General features: G+C 72.4%; 22 protein-coding genes and 1 pseudogene. 10 read left to right on the top strand and 13 right to left on the bottom strand.

Annotated features, from left to right (window positions below):
* The first annotated feature begins 17 nt into the window (after positions 1-17).
* Entirely contained in the window at positions 18-1,148 is a 1,131-nt protein-coding gene (locus OV079_RS21275) for an STAS domain-containing protein (RefSeq protein WP_267770691.1), read from the top strand.
* Positions 1,145-1,978 carry an STAS domain-containing protein gene (locus OV079_RS21270; protein WP_267770690.1) on the top strand — a complete coding sequence of 278 codons (834 nt, stop codon included), beginning with the start codon at positions 1,145-1,147 and terminating at the stop codon, positions 1,976-1,978. The genes OV079_RS21275 and OV079_RS21270 overlap by 4 nt, the downstream gene beginning before the upstream one ends.
* Positions 1,979-2,233: 255 nt before the next feature.
* On the opposite strand, the gene OV079_RS21265 is transcribed toward OV079_RS21270, so the two are convergent.
* A complete protein-coding gene (locus OV079_RS21265) occupies positions 2,234-2,671 on the bottom strand; it encodes an ATP-binding protein (protein ID WP_267770688.1) in 438 nt (145 codons plus the stop codon).
* 64 nt (positions 2,672-2,735) lie between these two features.
* On the opposite strand from OV079_RS21265, the gene OV079_RS21260 reads away from it, so the two are divergent.
* Positions 2,736-3,470 (top strand): expansin EXLX1 family cellulose-binding protein, encoded by a 735-nt coding sequence (locus OV079_RS21260; RefSeq protein ID WP_267770687.1) that lies wholly within the window; start codon positions 2,736-2,738, stop codon positions 3,468-3,470.
* A gap of 58 nt (positions 3,471-3,528) precedes the next feature.
* On the opposite strand, the gene OV079_RS21255 is transcribed toward OV079_RS21260, so the two are convergent.
* The gene (locus OV079_RS21255) at positions 3,529-4,665 is read right to left on the bottom strand and encodes an STAS domain-containing protein (protein ID WP_267770686.1); all 1,137 of its coding nucleotides are present in this window, start codon (positions 4,663-4,665) and stop codon (positions 3,529-3,531) included.
* Positions 4,666-4,812: 147 nt separating this feature from the next.
* Positions 4,813-5,372 (bottom strand): annotated as a pseudogene (locus OV079_RS58300) (helix-turn-helix domain-containing protein).
* Positions 5,373-5,495: 123 nt separating this feature from the next.
* On the opposite strand from OV079_RS58300, the gene OV079_RS21245 reads away from it, so the two are divergent.
* The 3 genes from OV079_RS21245 to OV079_RS21235 all read left to right on the top strand — a co-directional run bounded on the left by OV079_RS21245 (position 5,496) and on the right by OV079_RS21235 (position 8,369).
* Positions 5,496-6,236, top strand: coding sequence for an SDR family NAD(P)-dependent oxidoreductase (locus tag OV079_RS21245; protein ID WP_267770685.1), 741 nt, complete (start codon positions 5,496-5,498; stop codon positions 6,234-6,236).
* A complete protein-coding gene (locus OV079_RS21240) occupies positions 6,233-7,297 on the top strand; it encodes an S-adenosylmethionine:tRNA ribosyltransferase-isomerase (protein WP_267770684.1) in 1,065 nt (354 codons plus the stop codon). Before OV079_RS21245 ends, OV079_RS21240 begins: the two co-directional genes overlap by 4 nt.
* Positions 7,298-7,583: 286 nt before the next feature.
* Positions 7,584-8,369, top strand: coding sequence for a VOC family protein (locus OV079_RS21235; RefSeq protein WP_267770683.1), 786 nt, complete (start codon positions 7,584-7,586; stop codon positions 8,367-8,369).
* Between the two features lie 111 nt (positions 8,370-8,480).
* Here OV079_RS21235 and OV079_RS21230 read toward each other — a convergent pair whose 3' ends face one another.
* The 4 genes from OV079_RS21230 to OV079_RS21215 all read right to left on the bottom strand — a co-directional run bounded on the left by OV079_RS21230 (position 8,481) and on the right by OV079_RS21215 (position 11,560).
* On the bottom strand, positions 8,481-9,314 hold the full coding sequence (locus OV079_RS21230) for a hypothetical protein (protein WP_267770682.1): 834 nt from the start codon (positions 9,312-9,314) through the stop codon (positions 8,481-8,483).
* A gap of 460 nt (positions 9,315-9,774) precedes the next feature.
* Complete coding sequence (locus OV079_RS21225; protein ID WP_267770681.1) at positions 9,775-10,116, bottom strand: hypothetical protein; 342 nt, start codon at positions 10,114-10,116, stop codon at positions 9,775-9,777.
* Positions 10,117-10,251: 135 nt separating this feature from the next.
* Entirely contained in the window at positions 10,252-11,127 is an 876-nt protein-coding gene (locus tag OV079_RS21220) for a sigma-70 family RNA polymerase sigma factor (protein WP_267770680.1), read from the bottom strand.
* 1 nt (position 11,128) lies between these two features.
* On the bottom strand, positions 11,129-11,560 hold the full coding sequence (locus OV079_RS21215; protein WP_267770679.1) for a carboxymuconolactone decarboxylase family protein: 432 nt from the start codon (positions 11,558-11,560) through the stop codon (positions 11,129-11,131).
* Positions 11,561-11,849: 289 nt separating this feature from the next.
* Here OV079_RS21215 and OV079_RS21210 point away from each other — a divergent pair, with 289 nt between their 5' ends.
* The 3 genes from OV079_RS21210 (at position 11,850) to OV079_RS21200 (ending at position 13,733) form a co-directional block, all read left to right on the top strand.
* Positions 11,850-12,521: a DUF899 family protein gene (locus OV079_RS21210; protein ID WP_267770678.1), complete on the top strand. Its 672-nt coding sequence runs from the start codon at positions 11,850-11,852 to the stop codon at positions 12,519-12,521.
* Between the two features lie 82 nt (positions 12,522-12,603).
* A complete protein-coding gene (locus OV079_RS21205) occupies positions 12,604-13,353 on the top strand; it encodes a hypothetical protein (RefSeq protein ID WP_267770677.1) in 750 nt (249 codons plus the stop codon).
* A complete protein-coding gene (locus OV079_RS21200; RefSeq protein ID WP_267770676.1) occupies positions 13,350-13,733 on the top strand; it encodes a hypothetical protein in 384 nt (127 codons plus the stop codon). The genes OV079_RS21205 and OV079_RS21200 overlap by 4 nt, the downstream gene beginning before the upstream one ends.
* 76 nt (positions 13,734-13,809) lie before the next feature.
* Here the strand turns inward: OV079_RS21200 and OV079_RS21195 are convergent, their stop codons facing one another.
* The 6 genes from OV079_RS21195 to OV079_RS21170 form a co-directional block, all read right to left on the bottom strand.
* On the bottom strand, positions 13,810-14,310 hold the full coding sequence (locus OV079_RS21195; RefSeq protein ID WP_267770675.1) for a mechanosensitive ion channel family protein: 501 nt from the start codon (positions 14,308-14,310) through the stop codon (positions 13,810-13,812).
* Complete coding sequence (locus OV079_RS21190; RefSeq protein WP_267770674.1) at positions 14,217-14,582, bottom strand: mechanosensitive ion channel family protein; 366 nt, start codon at positions 14,580-14,582, stop codon at positions 14,217-14,219. The genes OV079_RS21195 and OV079_RS21190 overlap by 94 nt, the downstream gene beginning before the upstream one ends.
* A gap of 296 nt (positions 14,583-14,878) precedes the next feature.
* A complete protein-coding gene (locus OV079_RS21185) occupies positions 14,879-15,082 on the bottom strand; it encodes a hypothetical protein (protein ID WP_267770673.1) in 204 nt (67 codons plus the stop codon).
* Positions 15,037-16,110: an SLC13 family permease gene (locus OV079_RS21180; RefSeq protein ID WP_267770672.1), complete on the bottom strand. Its 1,074-nt coding sequence runs from the start codon at positions 16,108-16,110 to the stop codon at positions 15,037-15,039. Before OV079_RS21180 ends, OV079_RS21185 begins: the two co-directional genes overlap by 46 nt.
* Positions 16,111-16,382: 272 nt before the next feature.
* Complete coding sequence (locus OV079_RS21175; RefSeq protein WP_267770671.1) at positions 16,383-17,219, bottom strand: hypothetical protein; 837 nt, start codon at positions 17,217-17,219, stop codon at positions 16,383-16,385.
* Positions 17,220-17,259: 40 nt separating this feature from the next.
* Positions 17,260-17,748, bottom strand: coding sequence for a GAF domain-containing protein (locus OV079_RS21170; RefSeq protein WP_267770670.1), 489 nt, complete (start codon positions 17,746-17,748; stop codon positions 17,260-17,262).
* On the opposite strand from OV079_RS21170, the gene OV079_RS21165 reads away from it, so the two are divergent.
* The gene (locus OV079_RS21165) at positions 17,743-17,883 is read left to right on the top strand and encodes a hypothetical protein (protein WP_267770669.1); all 141 of its coding nucleotides are present in this window, start codon (positions 17,743-17,745) and stop codon (positions 17,881-17,883) included. The genes OV079_RS21170 and OV079_RS21165 overlap by 6 nt on opposite strands.
* The last annotated feature ends 8 nt before the right edge of the window (positions 17,884-17,891 follow it).

Raw genomic sequence — 17,891 nt, 5'->3', positions numbered from 1 at the left:
TCACCTCATTCCCTGCCATGACCGCCCTCGCCCCAGGCAAGCTCGACATCGCCGGCGTCAGCCACGAGTGGGACCTCGTGCGCGGCGAGCTGCGTATCGGCGGCCTGCCGAGCGTGACGATGTTCCGCGACTCGTCGCTGGCGCGGCTGATGTCGGCGTTCCTGGCGATGGTCGGGCCGCGGCGCTTCGCGCTGGCGCTGCAGGCCGAGGGCGTGCGCAGCACCGACGGCGACTGGCGCGTCATCTCCGGCTTCCCGAGCTTCGAGCAGGGCTTCGTCGAGCTGGCCAAGTACGCGGCGGTGTCGGGCTGGGGCGGCTGGGAATTGGTCGACCTCGACCGCGCGGCCAAGGTCGCGGTATTCCGGGTGACGAACGGGTGGGAGAGCGTCCTGCCGCGCGACGGCAGCGCGTTCAACGGGGGGCTCATCGCCGGCAAGCTGACGGGGCTGTGCCAGCGGCTGTTCGAGACGCCCTGCTGGCCGCGGCAGACGGCCTTCACCAGCGACGGCGACGCGTTCGACGAGTTCGTGATCGAGGCCTCGAACCGCTCGCTCGACGACGAGATGCGCGATCTGGCGGCCGACGATCAGGCGACCGCGGCCGACCTGCAGCAGATGCTGGCGACGGTCCACGCCAGCGCGGCGGCCCGCGAGGCGGCGCTGGCCGAGCGCGACCGGATGGTCGCGGAGCTGCAGGAGAAGATCGACGTGATCGCCGAGCAGCGGCAGGCGATCCTCACCCTGTCGACGCCGATCATCGAGCTGTGGGACGAGGTCGTCGCGGTGCCGCTGGTCGGCTCGATCGACGCTTGCCGCGCGGCGCAGGTGATGGAGCGGCTGCTCGAGGCCATCCTGCAGCGCCGGGCCCGCTGCGCCATCCTCGACCTCACCGGCGTCGAGACGGTCGACACCGCCACCGCCGACAACTTCCTCCGCATCGTCCGCGCCGTGAAGCTGCTCGGCGCCCAGGGGATGATCGCCGGGATCGGCCCGCACGTCGCCCAGACGCTGGTCGGCCTCGGCGTCGACTTGACGGCGATCCCCACTTTCTCCAACCTCCGCGAGGCCCTCAAGGCCTATATCGTCGCGCCGCGCCGCGCCGCGCCGCCGACCGCGACTATGTCGAATGTTAAGGAGCTGAGCCGATGAGCGCAGAGCCACAGTCCAACGTTGCGTCCTTCAAGGCGATGTTCGCCGGCCTCGCGGACTTCGCGGCGCTCGTCGAGCCGAGCGGGGCGGTGCTGCACATCAATGCGTCGGGCCTGCGCCTGGTCGATCGCGCCACCGACGAGCTCCAGGGCCTCACGATCGACCAGCTGAGCCCGCACGCGGCCCAGCTGATCGGCGACTGGATCCCGGCGGCCGTCGCCGCGGGCCAGTGGGAGGGCGAGGCCGAGCTGCGGCGCTCCGACGGCTCGTCGGTGCCGGTGCAGCTGACGATCGCCCCGATCCGCGACGACGGCCGCGTCAGCGCGGCCGCCATCGTCGCCCGCGACCTCAGCGAGGGGCTCCGCCTCGAGGAGGAGCTGCAGCGGCGATTCCTGCAACAAGAGGCGATCACGGCCGCGACCTCGACTCCCATCATTCAGGTGTGGGACGACATCGTCACCATGCCGGTGGTCGGCCTGGTCGACAGCGTCCGCGCGGCCGACATGAAGAACACGCTGCTCGAGGCGGTGTCCCGCACCGGCGCCCGCTTCGCCATCGTCGACCTCACCGGCGTCGACACCGTCGACACCGCCACCGCCGACCACCTGCTCCGCGTGATGCGGGCGGTCCGCCTGCTCGGGGCCCGCTGCGTCATCACCGGCATCCAGCCCGCGGTCGCCCAGATCATCGTCGGCCTCGGCCTCGAGCTGCAGGGCGTGGTCACGCTCCGCAGCCTCCGCGAGGGCCTGCGCTTCTGTCTGCGCCGCCTCGGCTTCCGCGTCACCCGCGAGGAGCAGGTCCTCGACCTCGCCGCCATCGCGGCGTCCTGAGCGCCCGACGCGGGCCCACTGGCGAGCGCGCGGCGGTCTCCGTCGCGCGCTCGGTCGTTTCTCGGGCGCCGCGTACGTCGCCGCGACGAGCGGCCGCGCGGGCCGGCTGAGTTTTCAGACATGCCCATCGAGCCATGTCCATCGAGCCATGCCCCTCGGGACATGACTCGCCCGCGGGCCACGGCCCTGAATGACCGCTGGCTGGCTGTCAGGACGTGGCCGTTCGAGCATGTCCCATGGGACATGCCTCGAGCTTCACTGCCGGCCCGGACGCACGAGGTAGCGGGTGGCGACGATGCGCTTGCCCTTGGGCAAGGTCTCCTGGACCAGGCGGTCGCTGAGGCGGAGCGCCGCGCCGAGGCCGCTGCCGAGGCCGCGCCGGCGCATCCGCTCCTCCGGCGGGATCGGGCCGTTCGCGGTGTGACCGTCGAGCAGCGCCGTCTCGAGGTCGGCGATCGGCGGGCTGCCGTCGATCGCCGCGACGACCAGCGCAGGGCCGTGCGGCCCGTTCGTCATCGCCAGCTCGATCTCCCCGCCGCCCGCGTGGCGCACCAGGTTCCACGCCAGCTCCGACGTGACGAGCGCGACCTCCTGGGCCGCCAGCCGCGGGAACCCCTCCTGCAGCGCGAGGCGTTCGGCAGCCACGCGGGCGCCGATCACATCGGCCTCGGTAGTCACGCGGTAACGACCCACGGCCTCGATGGTATCACCGTTCCCCTGCGTTGACAGGGTCGTTCGCGCGTGGCCTGCTGGTGTCATGAGCGGAGCTCGTGGCATGTGGGTGGCGGTGTCGGTGTGTCTGGCGTGCGGCGGCGGCGGCGGCAGCGGCACCGCGGACGCGGACGCGGACAGCGATTCAGGTGGTCCGAGCGGCGGCGGCGAGGTGTGCGAGGGCGAGGTCCACACCGGCGAGGCGACCTATTACGCGGCTGACGGCAGCGGCAATTGCAGCTTCGACGCGGACCCCGGCGACCCGATGGTGGCGGCGATGAACAACGTCGATTACGCGGCCTCGGCGGTGTGCGGCGCGTGCGTCGCGATCGACGGACCGGACGGATCGATCATTGTCCGAATTGTGGACAGTTGTCCGGGATGTCCGCAGGGCGACATCGATCTGAGCGAGGGCGCATTCCCGATGATCGCCGCCATGGAGCTCGGCCGCGTGCCGATCTCCTGGCGCTACGTGTCGTGCGCGACCAGCGGCCCCATCGTCTATCACTTCAAGGAGGGCAGCAGCGAGTGGTGGACGGCGGTGCAGATCCGCGGGCACAAGAACCCGATCGCCTCGCTCGAGTTCAAGGACGAGGGCGGCCAGTGGCAGGTCGTCCCGCGCCTCGACTACAATTATTTCGTGGCCGAGCAGGGCATGGGCCCCGGGCCGTACGCGTTTCGCGTCACCGACACTGCCGGCAATGTCCTCGAGGACAGCGACGTCCCGCTCGTCGAGGCCGGCGACGCGGCGGGCGCCGGCCAGTTCCCGGCCTGCGAGTGAGCGGGCCGCGGGTGAGGCTGTCCGAAGGGACATGTGGCTCGCGCGGGCGGGCGCGGGCTCAGGCGCCGGCGGTCGGGGCGGCGGGGCGCTTGTTGCGGCCGAGGCGGGTGATGCAGTACTGGAGGGCGTCGCGCAGCTTGGCGTGGACGCCGACGCGGGTGAGGTCGACGCCGAGCGAGACGATCGTCTGCGCGATCACGGGGTGGATGCCGGTCAGGATGCCCTCCGCGCCGAGCAGGCGGATCGCCTGGATCATGCCGATCAGGTGGCTGGCGGTGCCGGTGTCGACGACCTCGACGCCGGTGAGGTCGAGGATGGCGAAGCGGGCCCGCGTGCGCGCGACGGTCTGCAGCAGGTTGTCCATGATCTCGGCGGTGCGCACGCTGTCGATGAGGCCGACGATCGGCAGGGTGATCACGCCGTCCCAGACCTCGATGATCGGGGTCGAGAGCTCGCGGATGACCTCCTGCTGCTTCTCGATCAGGTCGAGCTTGGCCCGCAGCTCGGCCTCGTTGCGCTTGGTGTCGCTTACGTCGAGCGAGATGCCGACCAGGGCGACGCCCGTGGTGCTCTTGACCGGGATGTACCAGTGCATCCAGTGCACGCCGTAGGTCTCGGACTGGATGCCGACCATCGGCTCGCCGGCCAGCGCCGCCCGCACCTCGGCGTGGCCCGTCTCGTTGGCGTAGACCTCGAACATGTTGGCGCCGACGAACTGGTGCGCCTGCAGGCCGGCGTCGCGCATCGCCTTGCCGTCCTGGAACAGGAACACGCCGTCGCGGTCGAGCGCCCAGGTGCTGATGTCGAGGGTGTCGAGCAGGGTGGCGAGGATGGTGCGCTCGAGGTCGCCGCGGCGGGCCTCGGTCTCACGAGCGGTGACGTCGTGGCCGTAGAGCGCGGCGCCGGTGACCTGGCCGTCGCCGTCGCGCAGCACCTGCGCCCACGACTCGAACATCAGCTCGCGCCCGGGGAGGGCGACCGCGCGGACGCGCGGCGCCTCGCCGTCGGGCGTCAGCGCGGCGCTCCAGGCCGATGGGTCGCCGGACACCGGCGCCACGTCGGCGATCGGCTTGCCGAGGGCCTCCGTCGCGCTGACGCCGAACACCTGCTCCGCCCGGCGGTTCCAGCCGGTGACGCGGAGCCGCGGGTCCAGCTCGATGACGACGTGAGGGGCCGTGCTGCTGCGTTCGTCCATGCGCCCTCAAGAGTACCCAGTTCGTGGGGGGAAAGCACGCATCCGCGAAGGCGGGCAGCTCGCCGCCGTACATGTCGGTGCGTCGAGCGGCCTGGCGGTTGGGACATGCCCGTAAAGACAGGCGGCGAGGCGCGCGCCGCGTGCTCGTCAGCCGGCCGGCGGCGCGAGGGTGATGACGCTGTAGGCGATCGCGGCGGCGCCGCCGGAGTTGCGGTAGCCGTGGGGCTGGTCGCCGCGGAACACGACGACGTCGCCGGGCCCCAGCTTCCACACGCGGCCCGACTCGCTGAGCTCGATCTCGCCGCGCTCGCACGTCAAATACTCGCGCGTGCCCGGGGTGTGCGGGATGCCCGACATGCTCGCGCCCGCGGGCAATTCCATGCGCTCGAGCTCGAGGCCGACGATCGGCTCCGGCAGCAGCCGGCGCACGCGGACCTTTCCGCGCTGGCGGGTGGGCAGGGTCGCGGCGGCGTAGAACTTCGAGGTCGTGCGCGGGGGCTTATCAGCTCCTCGAGCGAGACCTGCAGCGCGGAGGCGACCTTGATCAGGACGGTCAGCGTCGGGTTGGCGGCGCCGCTCTCGAGGTTGGCCCAGGTCGGCCGCGGCACGCCGGCGACCTTGGCGATCTGCTGCTGCGTCAGGCCGCGGGCCTCGCGGAGCTGACGGACGTTGTTGCCGAGGTACACGGGGACGGTCTCGTCGTCCATGCGGCGATGGTGGCCGGGACGGCCCGGTCGGCGCAATAACCTCGTGACAACCAAATAGCAGCGCGGTTGGTAAACGGGCCGGGCCGCTCCAGCCTGAGGACAGACCCAAAGGAGCTGCTCAAGATGACCACGAACCAAGATTCTGCCGGCACCGTCGCGCTCGTCACCGGGGCGAGCCGCGGCTTAGGTCTCGCGCTGGCGCGCGAGCTCGGACGGCGAGGGGCCCGGGTGGGGCTGGTCGCCCGCGAGGCGGCGGCGCTGACGGAAGCGGTCGCCCGGCTGCGGGCGGAGGGCGTCGTCGCCGAGGCGATCGTCGGCGACGTCGGCGACAAGCGGGCGATCCACCCGATCGCCCACCAGGCGGCGGCGCTGCTCGGGCCGGTCGACCTGCTGATCCACAACGCCAGCACGCTCGGGCCGACCCCGCTGCGGCTGCTGCTCGACACCGAGTGCGAGGATTTCGAACGCGCGCTGCAGGTCAACCTGCTCGGGCCGTTCCGCCTGAGCAAGGTGATCGCCGGGGCGATGGCGCTGCGCGGGCGCGGCACGATCGTCCACGTCTCGTCCGACGCCGCCGTCGAGGCCTACCCGCGCTGGGGCGCCTACGGGGCGTCCAAGGCGGCGCAGGACCACCTGAGCCGGACCTGGGCGGCCGAGCTCGAGGGCACCGGCGTGCGCGTGCTGGCGGTCGACCCCGGCGAGATGGACACGCAGATGCACGCCGACGCGATCCCCGAGGCCGACCGCGCCAGCCTGGCCGACCCGGCCGACGTCGCGCGGGCGATCGCGGCGCTCGTGCACGACCCGGCGGCGCGCTCGGGCGACCGCGTGCGCGCCGAGGCGTGGCGGGAGGGCCGGCGATGAACCCCGCGACCGCTCCCCGCGACGACCGGGCCGACGCCCGGCTGCTCCTCCTCGACCCGCGCACCGGCGTCCACGCCGACGCGCGCGTGCGCGACCTGCCGCGCTGGCTCGCCGCCGGCGACCTGCTGATCGTCAACGACGCCGCGACCCTGCCGGCGTCGCTGCGGGCCCGCGTCTGGCGAAAAGGCCATGTCTCCGAGGACATGTTGTCCGAGGACGTCGAGATCCGCCTGACCGGGGTCGGCGCGGCGACCTGGCGCGTCGCGGTGCTCGGCGCGGGCGACTGGCGCACGCCGACCGAGCGCCGCGCCCCGCCGCCGGCGCTGCAGGTCGGCGATCGGCTGGTGTTCAGCGAGGCGCTGGCGGCCGAGGTCGCGGCCGTGTCCCCGATCTCGCCGCGGCTGTGCGAGCTCCGCTTCGACCGCGAGGGCGCGGCGCTGTGGGGCGCGCTGTACCGCCTGGGCCGGCCGGTCCAGTACGCGTACGTGGCCGAGCCGCTGGCGCTGTGGTCGGTGCAGACGGTGTTCGCGGCGCGGCCGTGGGCGGCGGAGATGCCGTCGGCGGGCCGGCCGCTCGACTGGGAGACGCTGCTGGCGCTGCGCCGCGCCGGGGTCGAGATCGCGGCGGTCACCCACGCGGCGGGATTGTCGTCGGTCGGCGACCCGGAGCTCGACGCGGCGCTGCCCTTGCCCGAGCGCTTCGACGTGCCGGAGGCCACGGTCGCCGCGATCGCCCGCGCCCGCGCCCGCGGCGGGCGAGTGATCGCCGTCGGCACCACGGTGGTCCGCGCGCTCGAGGGCAACGCGCGCCGCTTCGGCGCGCTGCAGGCCGGCAGCGGCGAGACCGACCTGGTCCTCGGGCCAGACTTCGTCCCGCGCGTGGTCGACGGGGTGGTCACCGGCATGCACGGCCCGGGCGAGAGCCACTTCGAGCTGCTGCGGGCGTTCGCCGGCGAGGCCGCGCTGCGGGCCGGGTTCGAGCACGCGGCCGCGGCCGGCTACGTGGCCCACGAGTTCGGCGACGCGGCGCTGATCGTGCCGGGGCTGGCGCAGGCGGCGTGAGGGCGATCGCCTGTCCGCGAGGACAGGTCGACGGGGATCGAGGATGTCTGAAAGGACAGGTATCGAGAGCGTGGCTGCGGGCAGAGGACCGGCGCTCGAGGTCTCGCGACCACGGACCTATCGAGGCCGGTCCGCATCGTTGCTCGGTCCGCTAGAACATGTTCTTGAGGACAGACCGTCACCTCCGCGTCGCCTCGGTGTGTTGCAGCCGGCGGGAGACGCGAGGGGTTGACGGGGCTGGTGCCGAGGGGGTACGCAGGAGCGAACTCGCGCACGGAGCACGACGATGACACAACGGACCGGATACCCCGACGGGGCCCCCTGCTGGGCCGATCTCAACACCCCCGACCTCGACGGCGCCAGGCGCTTCTACACGGGGCTGTTCGGCTGGAGCTTCGACGAGCCGGTGGCCGCGTTCGGCCACTACACGACCGCCCGCCTCGGCGGCCGCAGCGTGGTCGGCATGGCGCCGAAGATGCCCGACCAGCAGGACATGCCCTCGGCGTGGAGCGTGTACCTCAAGACCTCCGACGCCGACGCGACGGTGCGCCGGATCGAGGACGCCGGCGGCAAGCTGCTGGTGCCGCCGATGGAGATCCCCGTCCAGGGCCGCATGGCGTTCGCGTTCGACGCGACCGGCGCGGCGTTCGGCCTGTGGGAGCCGGCCTCGCACACCGGCGCGCAGGCGTTCGACGAGACCGGGGCGATGTGCTGGCACGAGGTCAACACGCGCGGCGGCACCAGGGCCGACGCGTTCTACCGCGGCCTGTTCCCGTACGAGCAGCAGCAGGTCGGCGACGGCGAGAAGTTCGACTACGTGGTCTACCACCTCGACGGTCAACCGATCGGCGGGCGCATGCAGATGACCGCCGAGTGGGGCGATCTGCCGGCCCACTGGATGACCTACTTCCGCGTCGAGGACACCGACGCGAGCGTCGCCCGCGTGCGCGAGCTCGGCGGCAACCTCCTGCACGGCCCGTTCGACTCGCCGCACGGCCGCATCGCGGTGGTCTCCGACCCCTACGGCGCGGTCTTCTCGATCATCAGCCCGGAGCCGACCGCCGCGTCGTGAGGTCGCCCCGTCGCGCGCCCGACCTCTCGCGGGCGCGCGAGCCTGGCGCTTCGGGCATGTCTCTCGGGACATGTCCTTCGGGTCCGGCGCTCGCGCCGACGAGCCACCCCGCTACGGCTCGTAGTCGTAGATCGTCGGCATCGACTCGGGGAACGCGGCCGGCTCGACCGGGCCGTGGCCGAACAGCGCCGTGAGTCGGGCGCAGCGCTCGGGCTGGACTGCCGGGTCGCAGCGCTCGTACTCGCGCCGCAGGTCGGCGAACGCGACCGTCTCGAAGTCGGGGAAGCGCAGGGCGTCGGACACGAACGCCTGCGGGTACTCCGGGGTCGGCGCCTCGCTGCCGTGGCAGATGCCGCAGCCCGTGCCGTCCTCGCCGTCGAAGATGCGGGTGAACGGAGCGTCGTGGGCGATCGGGTCGGCGAGGGGGAATCCGATCTCGCCCTTGATCGACCGCGTCGGCGCGACGAGCTCGCCGAACTCGAGCAGGTCGAAGCCGTGACCGTCGACCGCGACCGACATGACCAGCTCGCCGGCGAACAGGAACAGGCGCGGGCTGGCCTCGCCCACCGCCGGCTGCAGGCTGATCACGCTCTTGGTCGCGGCGATCGCCAGCGGTCGCTCGAGGCGCTCGAGGAAGCAGTCGAGGGTGAGCGGCTGCGGCAGCCCATTGATGAAGGCGACGGCCTCGCCGATGGTGCGCGGGGACGCGGTGAGGTCGGTCGGCTCGGCGCACGCGGTCGGCGGCGGCGGGGGTTCGCCGGTGGTCGGTGCGGTGGTGCCGGGGGTGCCGGTCGTGGTCGGGTCGCCGGTCGAGGTGCCCGGCTGGGTCGCTCCCGGTTCGAGCGGCGACGCGCCGCCGTTGCACGCGGCTGCGAGCGCCAGCAGGCCGCCCACGATCGCGCGCGGCCCCGCCCGTCTCTCCCACGTCACTGCTCGCCCCGCCACGTCGGTGGTCACCTTACCGCCGGGGGGCCGCGGGCTCAATCAGCCGCGACCGGAGGTCGCGCGGGCCTGCGTCCGCGTCGCGGTCGGGTGGCCTGCGCAGGGGCCACCGCCCGCCGTGACATACGCGACATGGCGGTCCAGCGTCCTCGCGGGCCGCAGCCCGCCGAGCGGTCACCTCGCGTCACCCGTCGAAGCTGCGCGGCCCGATTGGCTGTCTGAAGGGACAGATCGCGCCCGCGTGGACGCGCGCGTCGGGATCGCGCCCGCGCCGGCACAGGATGCACCGCGTCGCCTGGCACGACCGGGGGCATGGGACGACGCCCGCAGGCAGGGGTGCACGGTCGTCAGGCCTGACCCCGAGAAACGGCAGGTTGTGCGGCCCTTCTCTGGCATGGCCTTGAGGTCATGCACGAACGGTCATGTCGCAGCCGCGAGCCGGAGCGACCGCTGACGGCGTGGCTCAAGGGGCATGCTCGCTCGGGCATGTCTTCTCGGACACGTCCGGAGCCTCGGCCGCCAGCTCGTCGACCAGGCGGCAGGCGCGGGCCAGGTCGACCCGCTTGTGAAATTCGATGTCGGGCCAGGTCGCGACGACCGGGCCCTTCTTGCACACGTGCAGGCAGCCGATCACGGCCACGCGCACGCGTGACCCGCTGGCGGTCGCGTAGGCGCGGGTCTGGTCGGCCAGCTGGCGCGAGACCTCGCGCGGGGCGCACGACTTGCCGACGCAGATCACGAGCGCCGGGGTGTCGTCGATCTCGCGCTTGTGCAGGCTCTTGCGGAGCTTTCGCTTCTTGCCCATGAGGTCCGTCCGCGCCGACAGCCGGCGCGAACGGAGTCTAGCGCCGCGGGGCCGAACGGCCGCCGCGGACGGCCTGGACGCGCGATCTGGGCGGTCCGCGTCCAGTCGGGCTCGCCAGGGCTCTCGCCGCGCGAGTCACGGCGTCATCATGCGAGCCCGACCAGCTTGTCGGGGTTGCGCATGATGTAGATGCCGGTCGCGGCGCCGTGCTCGTCGTAGGCGAACGAGACGGCGGCGAGCGTGCTGCCGTCCTGAGCCCGCAGGACCAGCGCGCGCGCCGTTGAGGTCGGGGGCCTCCCACACGAGGGTGCCCCCGACGCGGTGCAGGGTGTCCCGCACGAACGCGAGGACCGCCTCGCGGCCGCGCAGAGTGTCGCGCAGGGCGGCCACCTTGCCGCCGCTGTCGACCTGCAGCTCGACGTCGCTGGCCAGCAGCGCGGCGAGCCGGCCGGTGTGGCCGCCGACGACGGCGGCCTCGAAGGCCGCGAGCAGCTCCTCCTGCCGCTCGCGCGGGGTGACGTGGCGGACGCGGGCCTGCTCGACGTGGCCGCGGGCCCGCGAGACCAGCTTGCGGCAGCCGACCTCCTCCATCTGCAGGGTGCGCGCGGTCTCGGCGTAGGAGACGTCGAACACCTCGTGCAGCAGGTACGCGGCCCGCTCCTTCGGCGTCAGCCGCTCGAGCACCAGCAAGAAGGCGGTGGTCAACGACGACGCCAGCGAGACGCCGTCGTCGGCCGCGGTCGGCAGCGGCTCGGGCAGCCAGTTGCCGACGTACTCGACGCGCGACCGGTGGGCCGAGCGCATCATGTCGATGCAGCGCCGGGTGCACACGGTGGTCAGCCAGCCGCCCGGGTTGTCGACCGCGTCCGTCGCCGCGGCCCGCCACTTGAGCCAGGTGTCCTGGACGGCGTCCTCGGCGTCGGCGCGCGAGCCGAGCAGGCGGTAGGCGAGGCCCAGCAGCATCGGCCGGGCCGCGGCGAACACGTGGTCGTCGTCGTCGAGGAGCGTCATGTCAGTGGGTCGAGATCGCCAAGCGGTTGAACATGTTGATCATGCCGATCGTGGCCGTCAGCGCGGCGATGTGCTCGTCGCTGAAGTGCTGGCGCAGGCGCGCCCGCAGCGGGCCGTAGTCGGTCTTGCGGTCGAGCACGGTGAGGGCCTCGGTCCACGCCAGCGCGGCCTTCTCGCGCTCGTTGAAGATGTCGACGTGGTCCCAGACGATGAGGCGATCGAGCCGGTCCCCGGTCTCGCCGTGCGCCCGCGCCTCGCGGAGGTGCATCTCGATGCAATGGACGCAGCCGTTGATCTGCGAGGCGCGGGTGAGCACGAGGTGGTAGATGGTGCGATCGAGGCCGTGGCTGTCGACCGCGCGGGCCAGCTCCTTCGCGTGTTTGATGACGTCGGAGAGGTGCTGCTCGAGGCGGACGGGATGGGTGTCGCTCATGGTGTTCGCTTCCTTCGTAGGCTTGTCGAGCGAGCCGCCCGGGTTGTGACACGCGACGAAGAATTTTTTGTCCGCGCGAGGTCGCGCGTCGGGCGAGGCTGCGCGCAGGGCGCGGGTTCATGGTTGGGCTGACTCATGCGACATGTCGCGAGGGACATGTGATTGTCTCTCATGACATGGCTTTCGAGACAGGTCAGCTCAGATGATTGCAAATCGTGTAAGCGGGCTTACGCGGCGTGCTGCAGCGAGCGGCGTTTGCGGGCGCGGCATCGCGTGCTAGGTTGCCGCCATGGGTCTGACCTTCCCCAACGAATCGGCGGATTACCGGGCCGCGCGCGAGCGGCTGCTGGCGCGGGAGATCGAGCTGCGGCGCCTCACCGAGGCGGTAGCGCGCGAGCGGCGGGCGCTGCCCCCGGGCGGCGCGGTGCCGGAGGACTACGTGTTCGAGGCGGTGATCGACGGGGCGGTGAAGCAGGTGCGGCTGTCGCAGCTGTTCGCGCCCGGCAAGGACACCCTGGCGATCTACAGCTACATGTTCGGGCCGGAGCGCGAGCGGCCGTGCAACATGTGCACGCCGCTGCTCGACGGGCTCGACGCGGCCGAGCCCAACATCCGCCAGCGGCTGTCGCTGGTGGCGGTGGCGGAGTCGCCGGCGTCGCGGCTGGCGGCGTTCGCCCAGGATCGCGGCTGGCGGAACCTGCGGCTGGTGTCCGCCGCCGGCAACCACTACAACCGCGACTACCACGGCAAGGGCGCCGAGGGCGGCGACACGACGATGCTCAACGTGTTCCGCCGCGAGGGCGGGGCGGTCCGTCACTTCTGGGGCACCGAGATGGCCCACACCGACGGCGAGCCCGGTCAGGACCACCGCGGCCTCGATCCGCTCAGCCCGATCTTCGCGATGTTCGACCTCACGCCCGAAGGCCGCGGCGACTTCTATACGAAGCTGTCGTATCCGTGACCGCGAGGTGGCCAGCGCGCACGCGTCGTGGCCCCATGGGCGCCGCTTGCCGCGCCGGCGCGCGCGCTGATATCGTCGGCGTGTGCCGCCAGCCCGCGCGACGTGGATGATCGGGCCCGCGTGGGATGTCGCCGCGCTGGCGTTCGGCTGGCTGCCGTTCTACCTGTGGCTGGTCGTGGGCCTCGGCCTCGGCGCGCAGGCGTTCGGCGGCGCGCCGCTGTCGAAGGGCGAGCTCGAGGCGGCGACCGCGGCCGCCGTGCTGGCGGCGCTGGCGATCAGCTACGTGCACCGCCACTACACCTTCGTGGTGGTGTACGGCGACCGCGAGGTGTTCTCGCAGCGGGCCCGCGCGTACTGGCTGGCGCCGGCGCTGATCGTGACGATCCTGGTGCTCGCCAAGGCGACCGCGGGGCTGTCGCCGGCGACGGTGGCGGGCATCAAGCTGTCGCCGTGGCAGATCGCGCTGTTCGTGACCGGGGCGTGGAACATCTGGCACACGCTGCAGCAGCGCTACGGGCTCTTGCGGATCTACGCCGGCAAGCTGGGCGGCGGCACGGAGCGGCCCGAGCAGGCGCGGCGCGACCGGGCGCTGATCTGGCTGGCGACGGTGAGCGTGGCGGTGGCGCTGCCGCTGCTGCGGCCGCAGCTGCTGGCCGGCCACGTCAACGCGCGCAAGGCGGCGCGAGTATTGGCGCCCTTGGCAGAAGCGTGGTGGGCGTGGGCGCTGCTGGCCGCGCTGGTCGGGGCGTTCGGATGGGTGCTGCTGCGCTGGCTGCAGCACGAGCTGCGGCCCCGGCGACCCCCGGGCAGCGGGCGCCGCGGCTGGCGATGATGGGCTCGACGCTGCTGCTGTTCGCGGTGTTCCTGGTCCACGGGCCGGTGGTCGGCTACCTGTGCTTCGGGACAGCTCACGCGGTCGAGTACATGGCGTTCGTCCATCACTACGGGACGAAGAAGTACGGCCGCGGCGAGCGGCGCGGCGCGGCGGCGAGGCTGCTCGGCGACGTGCGTGTGGCCGTGCCGGCGCTGTTCGGCGGGCTCCTGCTGGTGTTCTGGCTGATCCAGGAGCAGCGCCGCAGCGACGTCTATCTGATCTACTACACCGCGACGTCTTGGCTGCACTTCCTGTACGACGGGTGGATCTGGAAGGTGCGCCGGCCCGAGCTGGCGCGCACGTTAGGGCTCGGGGCGCGGCCTCCAGCTGGCGCTTGAGACATGTTCTAAAGGACAAGAGACAGCGACGAGCCGGCGGGCGGGGCCCGTCGGCGCGGCGATGGGCGCGAGCGGCTCAGGCGTGGCGCTCGACGTGGTGCGGGGCCGGGACCGGGAGGCCGCCGGTGACCTCGCCGATGACCCGCTGGGTGTCGTCGGCGACCTGACCGAAGTGGAGGTTGCTGCAGAACGGCCGCACGTAGAGGAGGGTGCCGGCGGCGTTGTACTCGAGGATGCCGACCTGGGGGGCCGGCGTTGCGACGACGTTGGGGATCTGCTGCAGGCGCGCGGCCAGGGCGGCGATGACCGCGTGCGGGTCGACGCCGTGGGCAAGCTGCGCCCGCAGGTCGACGCGACGCACCGGGTTGGCCGAGTAGTTGACGATGTTGTCGGAGAACAGCTTGTTGTTGCCGATGAACACGCGGACGTTGTCGCCGGTGTCGATGGTGGTGGCGAACAGGCCGATCTCGCGGACGTCGCCGGTCACGCCGGCGCCGCTGATGGCGTCGCCGACCTTGAACGGGCGCAGGACGACGAGGAAGATGCCGGCGGCGAAGTTGGCCAAAGGCCCGACCACGCCATGCCGATGGCGACGCCGGCGGCGGCGAGGACCGCGGCGAACGAGGTCGACTCGACGCCGAACAGGCCGAGGATGGCGACCAGCAGGATGATCTTCAGCAGGACGCTGAGGGCGGAGTTGACGTAGTGGCTGAAGGTCGGATCGATGCCGCGGGCCGTCATGGCGCTGCGCACGACCCGACCGGCGCCGGAGATGAGGATCCCGCCGACGATCCAGAGGACGATCGCGCCGACCGCCTTCCACGCGAACGGGATCACGTATTGCTGCATGACGGCCGAGAGGTCGGGGAGTAATCTGCTGCGACGAGCATGGGTCTCCTGGGCTGCGAGGGGTAAATCCGAGGCAAGGTTCGTCGGTTCGGCGCTCCGGCGCAATCACCGCTGAATGCCCGCCGCGCGGCGGAGAAATGGGGCGGGCGCTCGGGCGGGCGCCCGCCCCCGCATGAAACTCCCCGCGGCTGCAGGCGGCGCGGACGATCGCCGGCGTGGCGTCGCTTACTTCACTGCGTTTCGTGGCGAGATCACGCGGGCCGCCCGGCGCGGAATGGTTCGAGCTGACCCGAAGTTCAGGTGCCGATCGCGCGCGCCAGGAGGACCAATGCGGGCACGCACACGGCGAGGACCACGAGGGTCGAGACCAGACCGAAGCGCAGGTACTCGAAGAAGCCGAGCTCGTGGGCGTCGGCGGCCTTCTCGGCGACGATGATGTTGGCGACCGAGCCGATCAGGGTGAGGTTGCCGGCCACCGTGGTGACGAAGCCGAGCAGCACCCAGGCGAAGGTCGAGCCGTCGGCGGCCACGTGCGGCGCGGCCAGCAGGACCATCGGCACGTTGGAGACGAGGTTCGAACCGAGCAGGTACAGGAGCGACAGCGCCGAGATGCCGGCCGCGCCGTCGTGGCCGAGCCGGGGCCGAGCGCGGCCCAGGCGGCGTCGACGAGGCTGGTGGTCTCGAGCCCGGCGACGACCACGAACAGGGCGGCGAAGAACACCAGCAGGGTCCAGTCGACGCGGGCGAAGATCGCCTGCGGGTCCTCGCGCTCCAGCAGCACCAGCGCGACCACCCCGCCGAGCGCGGCGTAGCCGAGGTGGGCGCCGGCGAAGAAGGCGACGACGACCCCGATCACGACGACGACCACGCGCGCGAGCCGGCCGCGATCGAAGCTGGCCGCAGGGACAGGTGCGAGCGGGCCGCCGCCGAGGTCGCGGCGGTAGTAGAGCAGCAGGAGGCCGATATTGATGGCGAGCGCGAGCGCGGCCGCCGGCGCGGCCAGGGCCGAGAAGGCGGCGAAGGACAGGCCGCTGAGCCCGCCGACGATCATGTTCTGCGGGTTGCCGACGAGGGTGGCGGCGCTGCCGAGGTTGGCGCTGGTGGCGGTGGCGATGAGATAAGGGCCGAGCGGCAACCTGGCCTTTTGGCAAGCCACGACCACGAGCGGGGTCAAGAACACGCACACCGCGTCGTTGACGAACAGCGCGCTCATGGCCCCGGCCAGCGCGGAGACGGCGACGAGCAGGCCGACGGGGGTGCGCGCGCGGGCGATCGCGCGGGCGGCCGCCCACTCGAAGAAGCCGGCCCGCTCGACGTAGGCGACCAGCGCCATCATGGCGAACAGCAGCAGGATGGTGTCGCCGTCGATCGCGGCGTAGCTGGCGGCCGGCCGCAGCGCGCCCACGGCGACCATGAGGAAGGCGCCGAGCAGGGCGCCCGCGGGCCGGCCGATCGGGAGCACGCGCAGGCGCCTGGCGGCGATCAGGACGTAGGTGACGGCGAAGACGGCGACGACGACCGCGGTCAAGCGCCGGTGAGGGTCGCACGGGCGCGGGCGATCGTCGAGCGAGCGCGGGCGAAGGCTGGGACGGGCCGCGCGTCGCGGAGGCGACGAGCCGCGCGCTGCCAGCCGTGCGTCGAGCTCGCACGGGCATGGAGCCCCGGCGCGGCCGCGACGAGTCGGCCGCCCCGCCGCGTCGCGTTCGCCTCACAGCACGTTTCACGCGGGCTGATGCGAGCGGGCGCTCGCGTCAGAGGCCACGCCACCCGGGCGCCGCTCGCTTGCCCACGCACGTGCTGTCAGTCCGGCGGCGGCTGGCCCTTGAGCTCGGCCTTGATCGTGCGGCGCCGGCGGGCGTCGTCGGCGAGCTTGCGCTGCCACTGGGCGATCCGCGGCGCCACCAGCTCGTTGGTCTTGTTCAGCTTCTCGAGCATCGGCGCGGTCAGGCCCTTGCCGGCGTGCAGGGCGGCGTAGAACTCGTCGAACACCGCGGCGATCTCGGGCTCGACGCTGTCGGACGGCGGGCGGTGCTGGGTGCGGTGCTCGGGCTTGACCGCCGCCAGCGCGGTCTCGGCGTCGCCCTTGCCGATCCACTTGAGGACGTCGCGCACGACCCGCTGCGGCTCGGCGAGCAGGCCCTCGTAGGACTGCACGTGGACCGGGTAGCGGCGGATGGCGATGTCGCGGACGAGGGCGAAGTTCTCGGCCCACCACTCGAGCGCGCCGGGCATGCGCAGCGGCACGAGGTCGTCCTTGCCCTCTTTGCGGCGGTTGTCGTCCTCCATCGCGTAGAGCCGGCGGATCGACGACTCGTACTCGCGCCACTCGCGGACGGTGGCGATGACCTTGGTGATGAAGGCGCGATCGCTGCGGACGAGGCCGGGGATGAACACCTTGACCGCGTGGTGCTGGACCTGCTCGGGGAACAGGTAGGCGCCGGTCTTCGGGTGCGGGTTGGTCTTGTAGTAGATGCCGCGGCGCAGGTGCGACTCGTAGAAGCCGTCGGGGTTGGCGGCCTTGATGGTCTGCTCCCAGCGGCCGCTGAACTGCTCGCCGATGTACGTAAAGCCGGCGCCGATCAGGATCTGCATCCACATCGAGGTGCCGGAGCGCTTGGTGCCCGTGACGATGATCATGCGAACAGGACCTCCAGGGTCGCGTGGGGGGCGGCGGCGGTCAAGCCGGCCAGTCGAGCCCGGCGACCAGCGCCGCGAGGCGCGTGAGGTGTTCGGCGTCGCGGTCGTCGAAGTTGGCGAGGCGGTCGCTGTCGAGGTCGATGACGCCGAGGACCCGCTCGCCGCGGACGATCGGGACCACGACCTCGCTGCGCGAGTCGGCGTCGCAGGCGATGTGGCCGGGGAAGGCCTCGACGTCGGGGACCACCAGCGCCTCGCGGCGGGCCGCCGCGGTGCCGCACACGCCCTTGCCGGGGGCGATCCGGGTGCACGCGAGCTTGCCCTGGAATGGCCCGAGGACCAGGTCGTCGCCGACCCGGCGATAGAAGCCCGCCCACGACACGCCCGGGAGCTGCTTGAGGCAGGCCGCGAGGTTGGCCAGGTTGGCCACCAGGTCCGGCTCGCCCTCGACCAACGCGTGCGCGGTCGCCAGCAGCTCGGTGTAGATCTCGGCCCTGTCCGCGCCCGCAGGGAGGTTCCAAGTGTGCATCGCGGCGACGCTATCACGCCCGTGAGCGGGCAACCGGCGGCGCGCGGCGACGCGATCCTCGCGGCGCGGGCCGCGAAGGGCCTGCATGGGCTCGGCGGGCGAGCGGCGTTCGTGGGGGGCGCGGAAGACAAGTGAGCCAGCGC

Origin of the sequence: Nannocystis pusilla (assembly GCF_026626665.1) — a bacterium.
Classification (GTDB): domain Bacteria; phylum Myxococcota_A; class Polyangia; order Nannocystales; family Nannocystaceae; genus Nannocystis; species Nannocystis pusilla.
The sequence above is the reverse complement of the archived record's forward strand: the minus strand, read 5'-3'. Positions and strand labels throughout refer to the sequence as shown.

What these genes read in the sequence shown, in the direction of transcription:
- OV079_RS21270 (WP_267770690.1), top strand. Translation starts at nt 1,145, where the DNA reads ATGAGCGCAGAGCCACAGTCCAACGTTGCGTCCTTCAAGGCGATGTTC.
- OV079_RS21170 (WP_267770670.1), bottom strand. Translation starts at nt 17,748, where the DNA reads ATGCACACTTGGAACCTCCCTGCGGGCGCGGACAGGGCCGAGATCTAC.
- OV079_RS21255 (WP_267770686.1), bottom strand. Translation starts at nt 4,665, where the DNA reads ATGGACGAACGCAGCAGCACGGCCCCTCACGTCGTCATCGAGCTGGAC.
- OV079_RS21260 (WP_267770687.1), top strand. Translation starts at nt 2,736, where the DNA reads ATGAGCGGAGCTCGTGGCATGTGGGTGGCGGTGTCGGTGTGTCTGGCG.
- OV079_RS21275 (WP_267770691.1), top strand. Translation starts at nt 18, where the DNA reads ATGACCGCCCTCGCCCCAGGCAAGCTCGACATCGCCGGCGTCAGCCAC.
- OV079_RS21220 (WP_267770680.1), bottom strand. Translation starts at nt 11,127, where the DNA reads ATGACGCTCCTCGACGACGACGACCACGTGTTCGCCGCGGCCCGGCCG.
- OV079_RS21240 (WP_267770684.1), top strand. Translation starts at nt 6,233, where the DNA reads ATGAACCCCGCGACCGCTCCCCGCGACGACCGGGCCGACGCCCGGCTG.
- OV079_RS21225 (WP_267770681.1), bottom strand. Translation starts at nt 10,116, where the DNA reads ATGGGCAAGAAGCGAAAGCTCCGCAAGAGCCTGCACAAGCGCGAGATC.
- OV079_RS21235 (WP_267770683.1), top strand. Translation starts at nt 7,584, where the DNA reads ATGACACAACGGACCGGATACCCCGACGGGGCCCCCTGCTGGGCCGAT.
- OV079_RS21210 (WP_267770678.1), top strand. Translation starts at nt 11,850, where the DNA reads ATGGGTCTGACCTTCCCCAACGAATCGGCGGATTACCGGGCCGCGCGC.
- OV079_RS21175 (WP_267770671.1), bottom strand. Translation starts at nt 17,219, where the DNA reads ATGATCATCGTCACGGGCACCAAGCGCTCCGGCACCTCGATGTGGATG.
- OV079_RS21245 (WP_267770685.1), top strand. Translation starts at nt 5,496, where the DNA reads ATGACCACGAACCAAGATTCTGCCGGCACCGTCGCGCTCGTCACCGGG.
- OV079_RS21200 (WP_267770676.1), top strand. Translation starts at nt 13,350, where the DNA reads ATGATGGGCTCGACGCTGCTGCTGTTCGCGGTGTTCCTGGTCCACGGG.
- OV079_RS21215 (WP_267770679.1), bottom strand. Translation starts at nt 11,560, where the DNA reads ATGAGCGACACCCATCCCGTCCGCCTCGAGCAGCACCTCTCCGACGTC.
- OV079_RS21190 (WP_267770674.1), bottom strand. Translation starts at nt 14,582, where the DNA reads ATGCAGCAATACGTGATCCCGTTCGCGTGGAAGGCGGTCGGCGCGATC.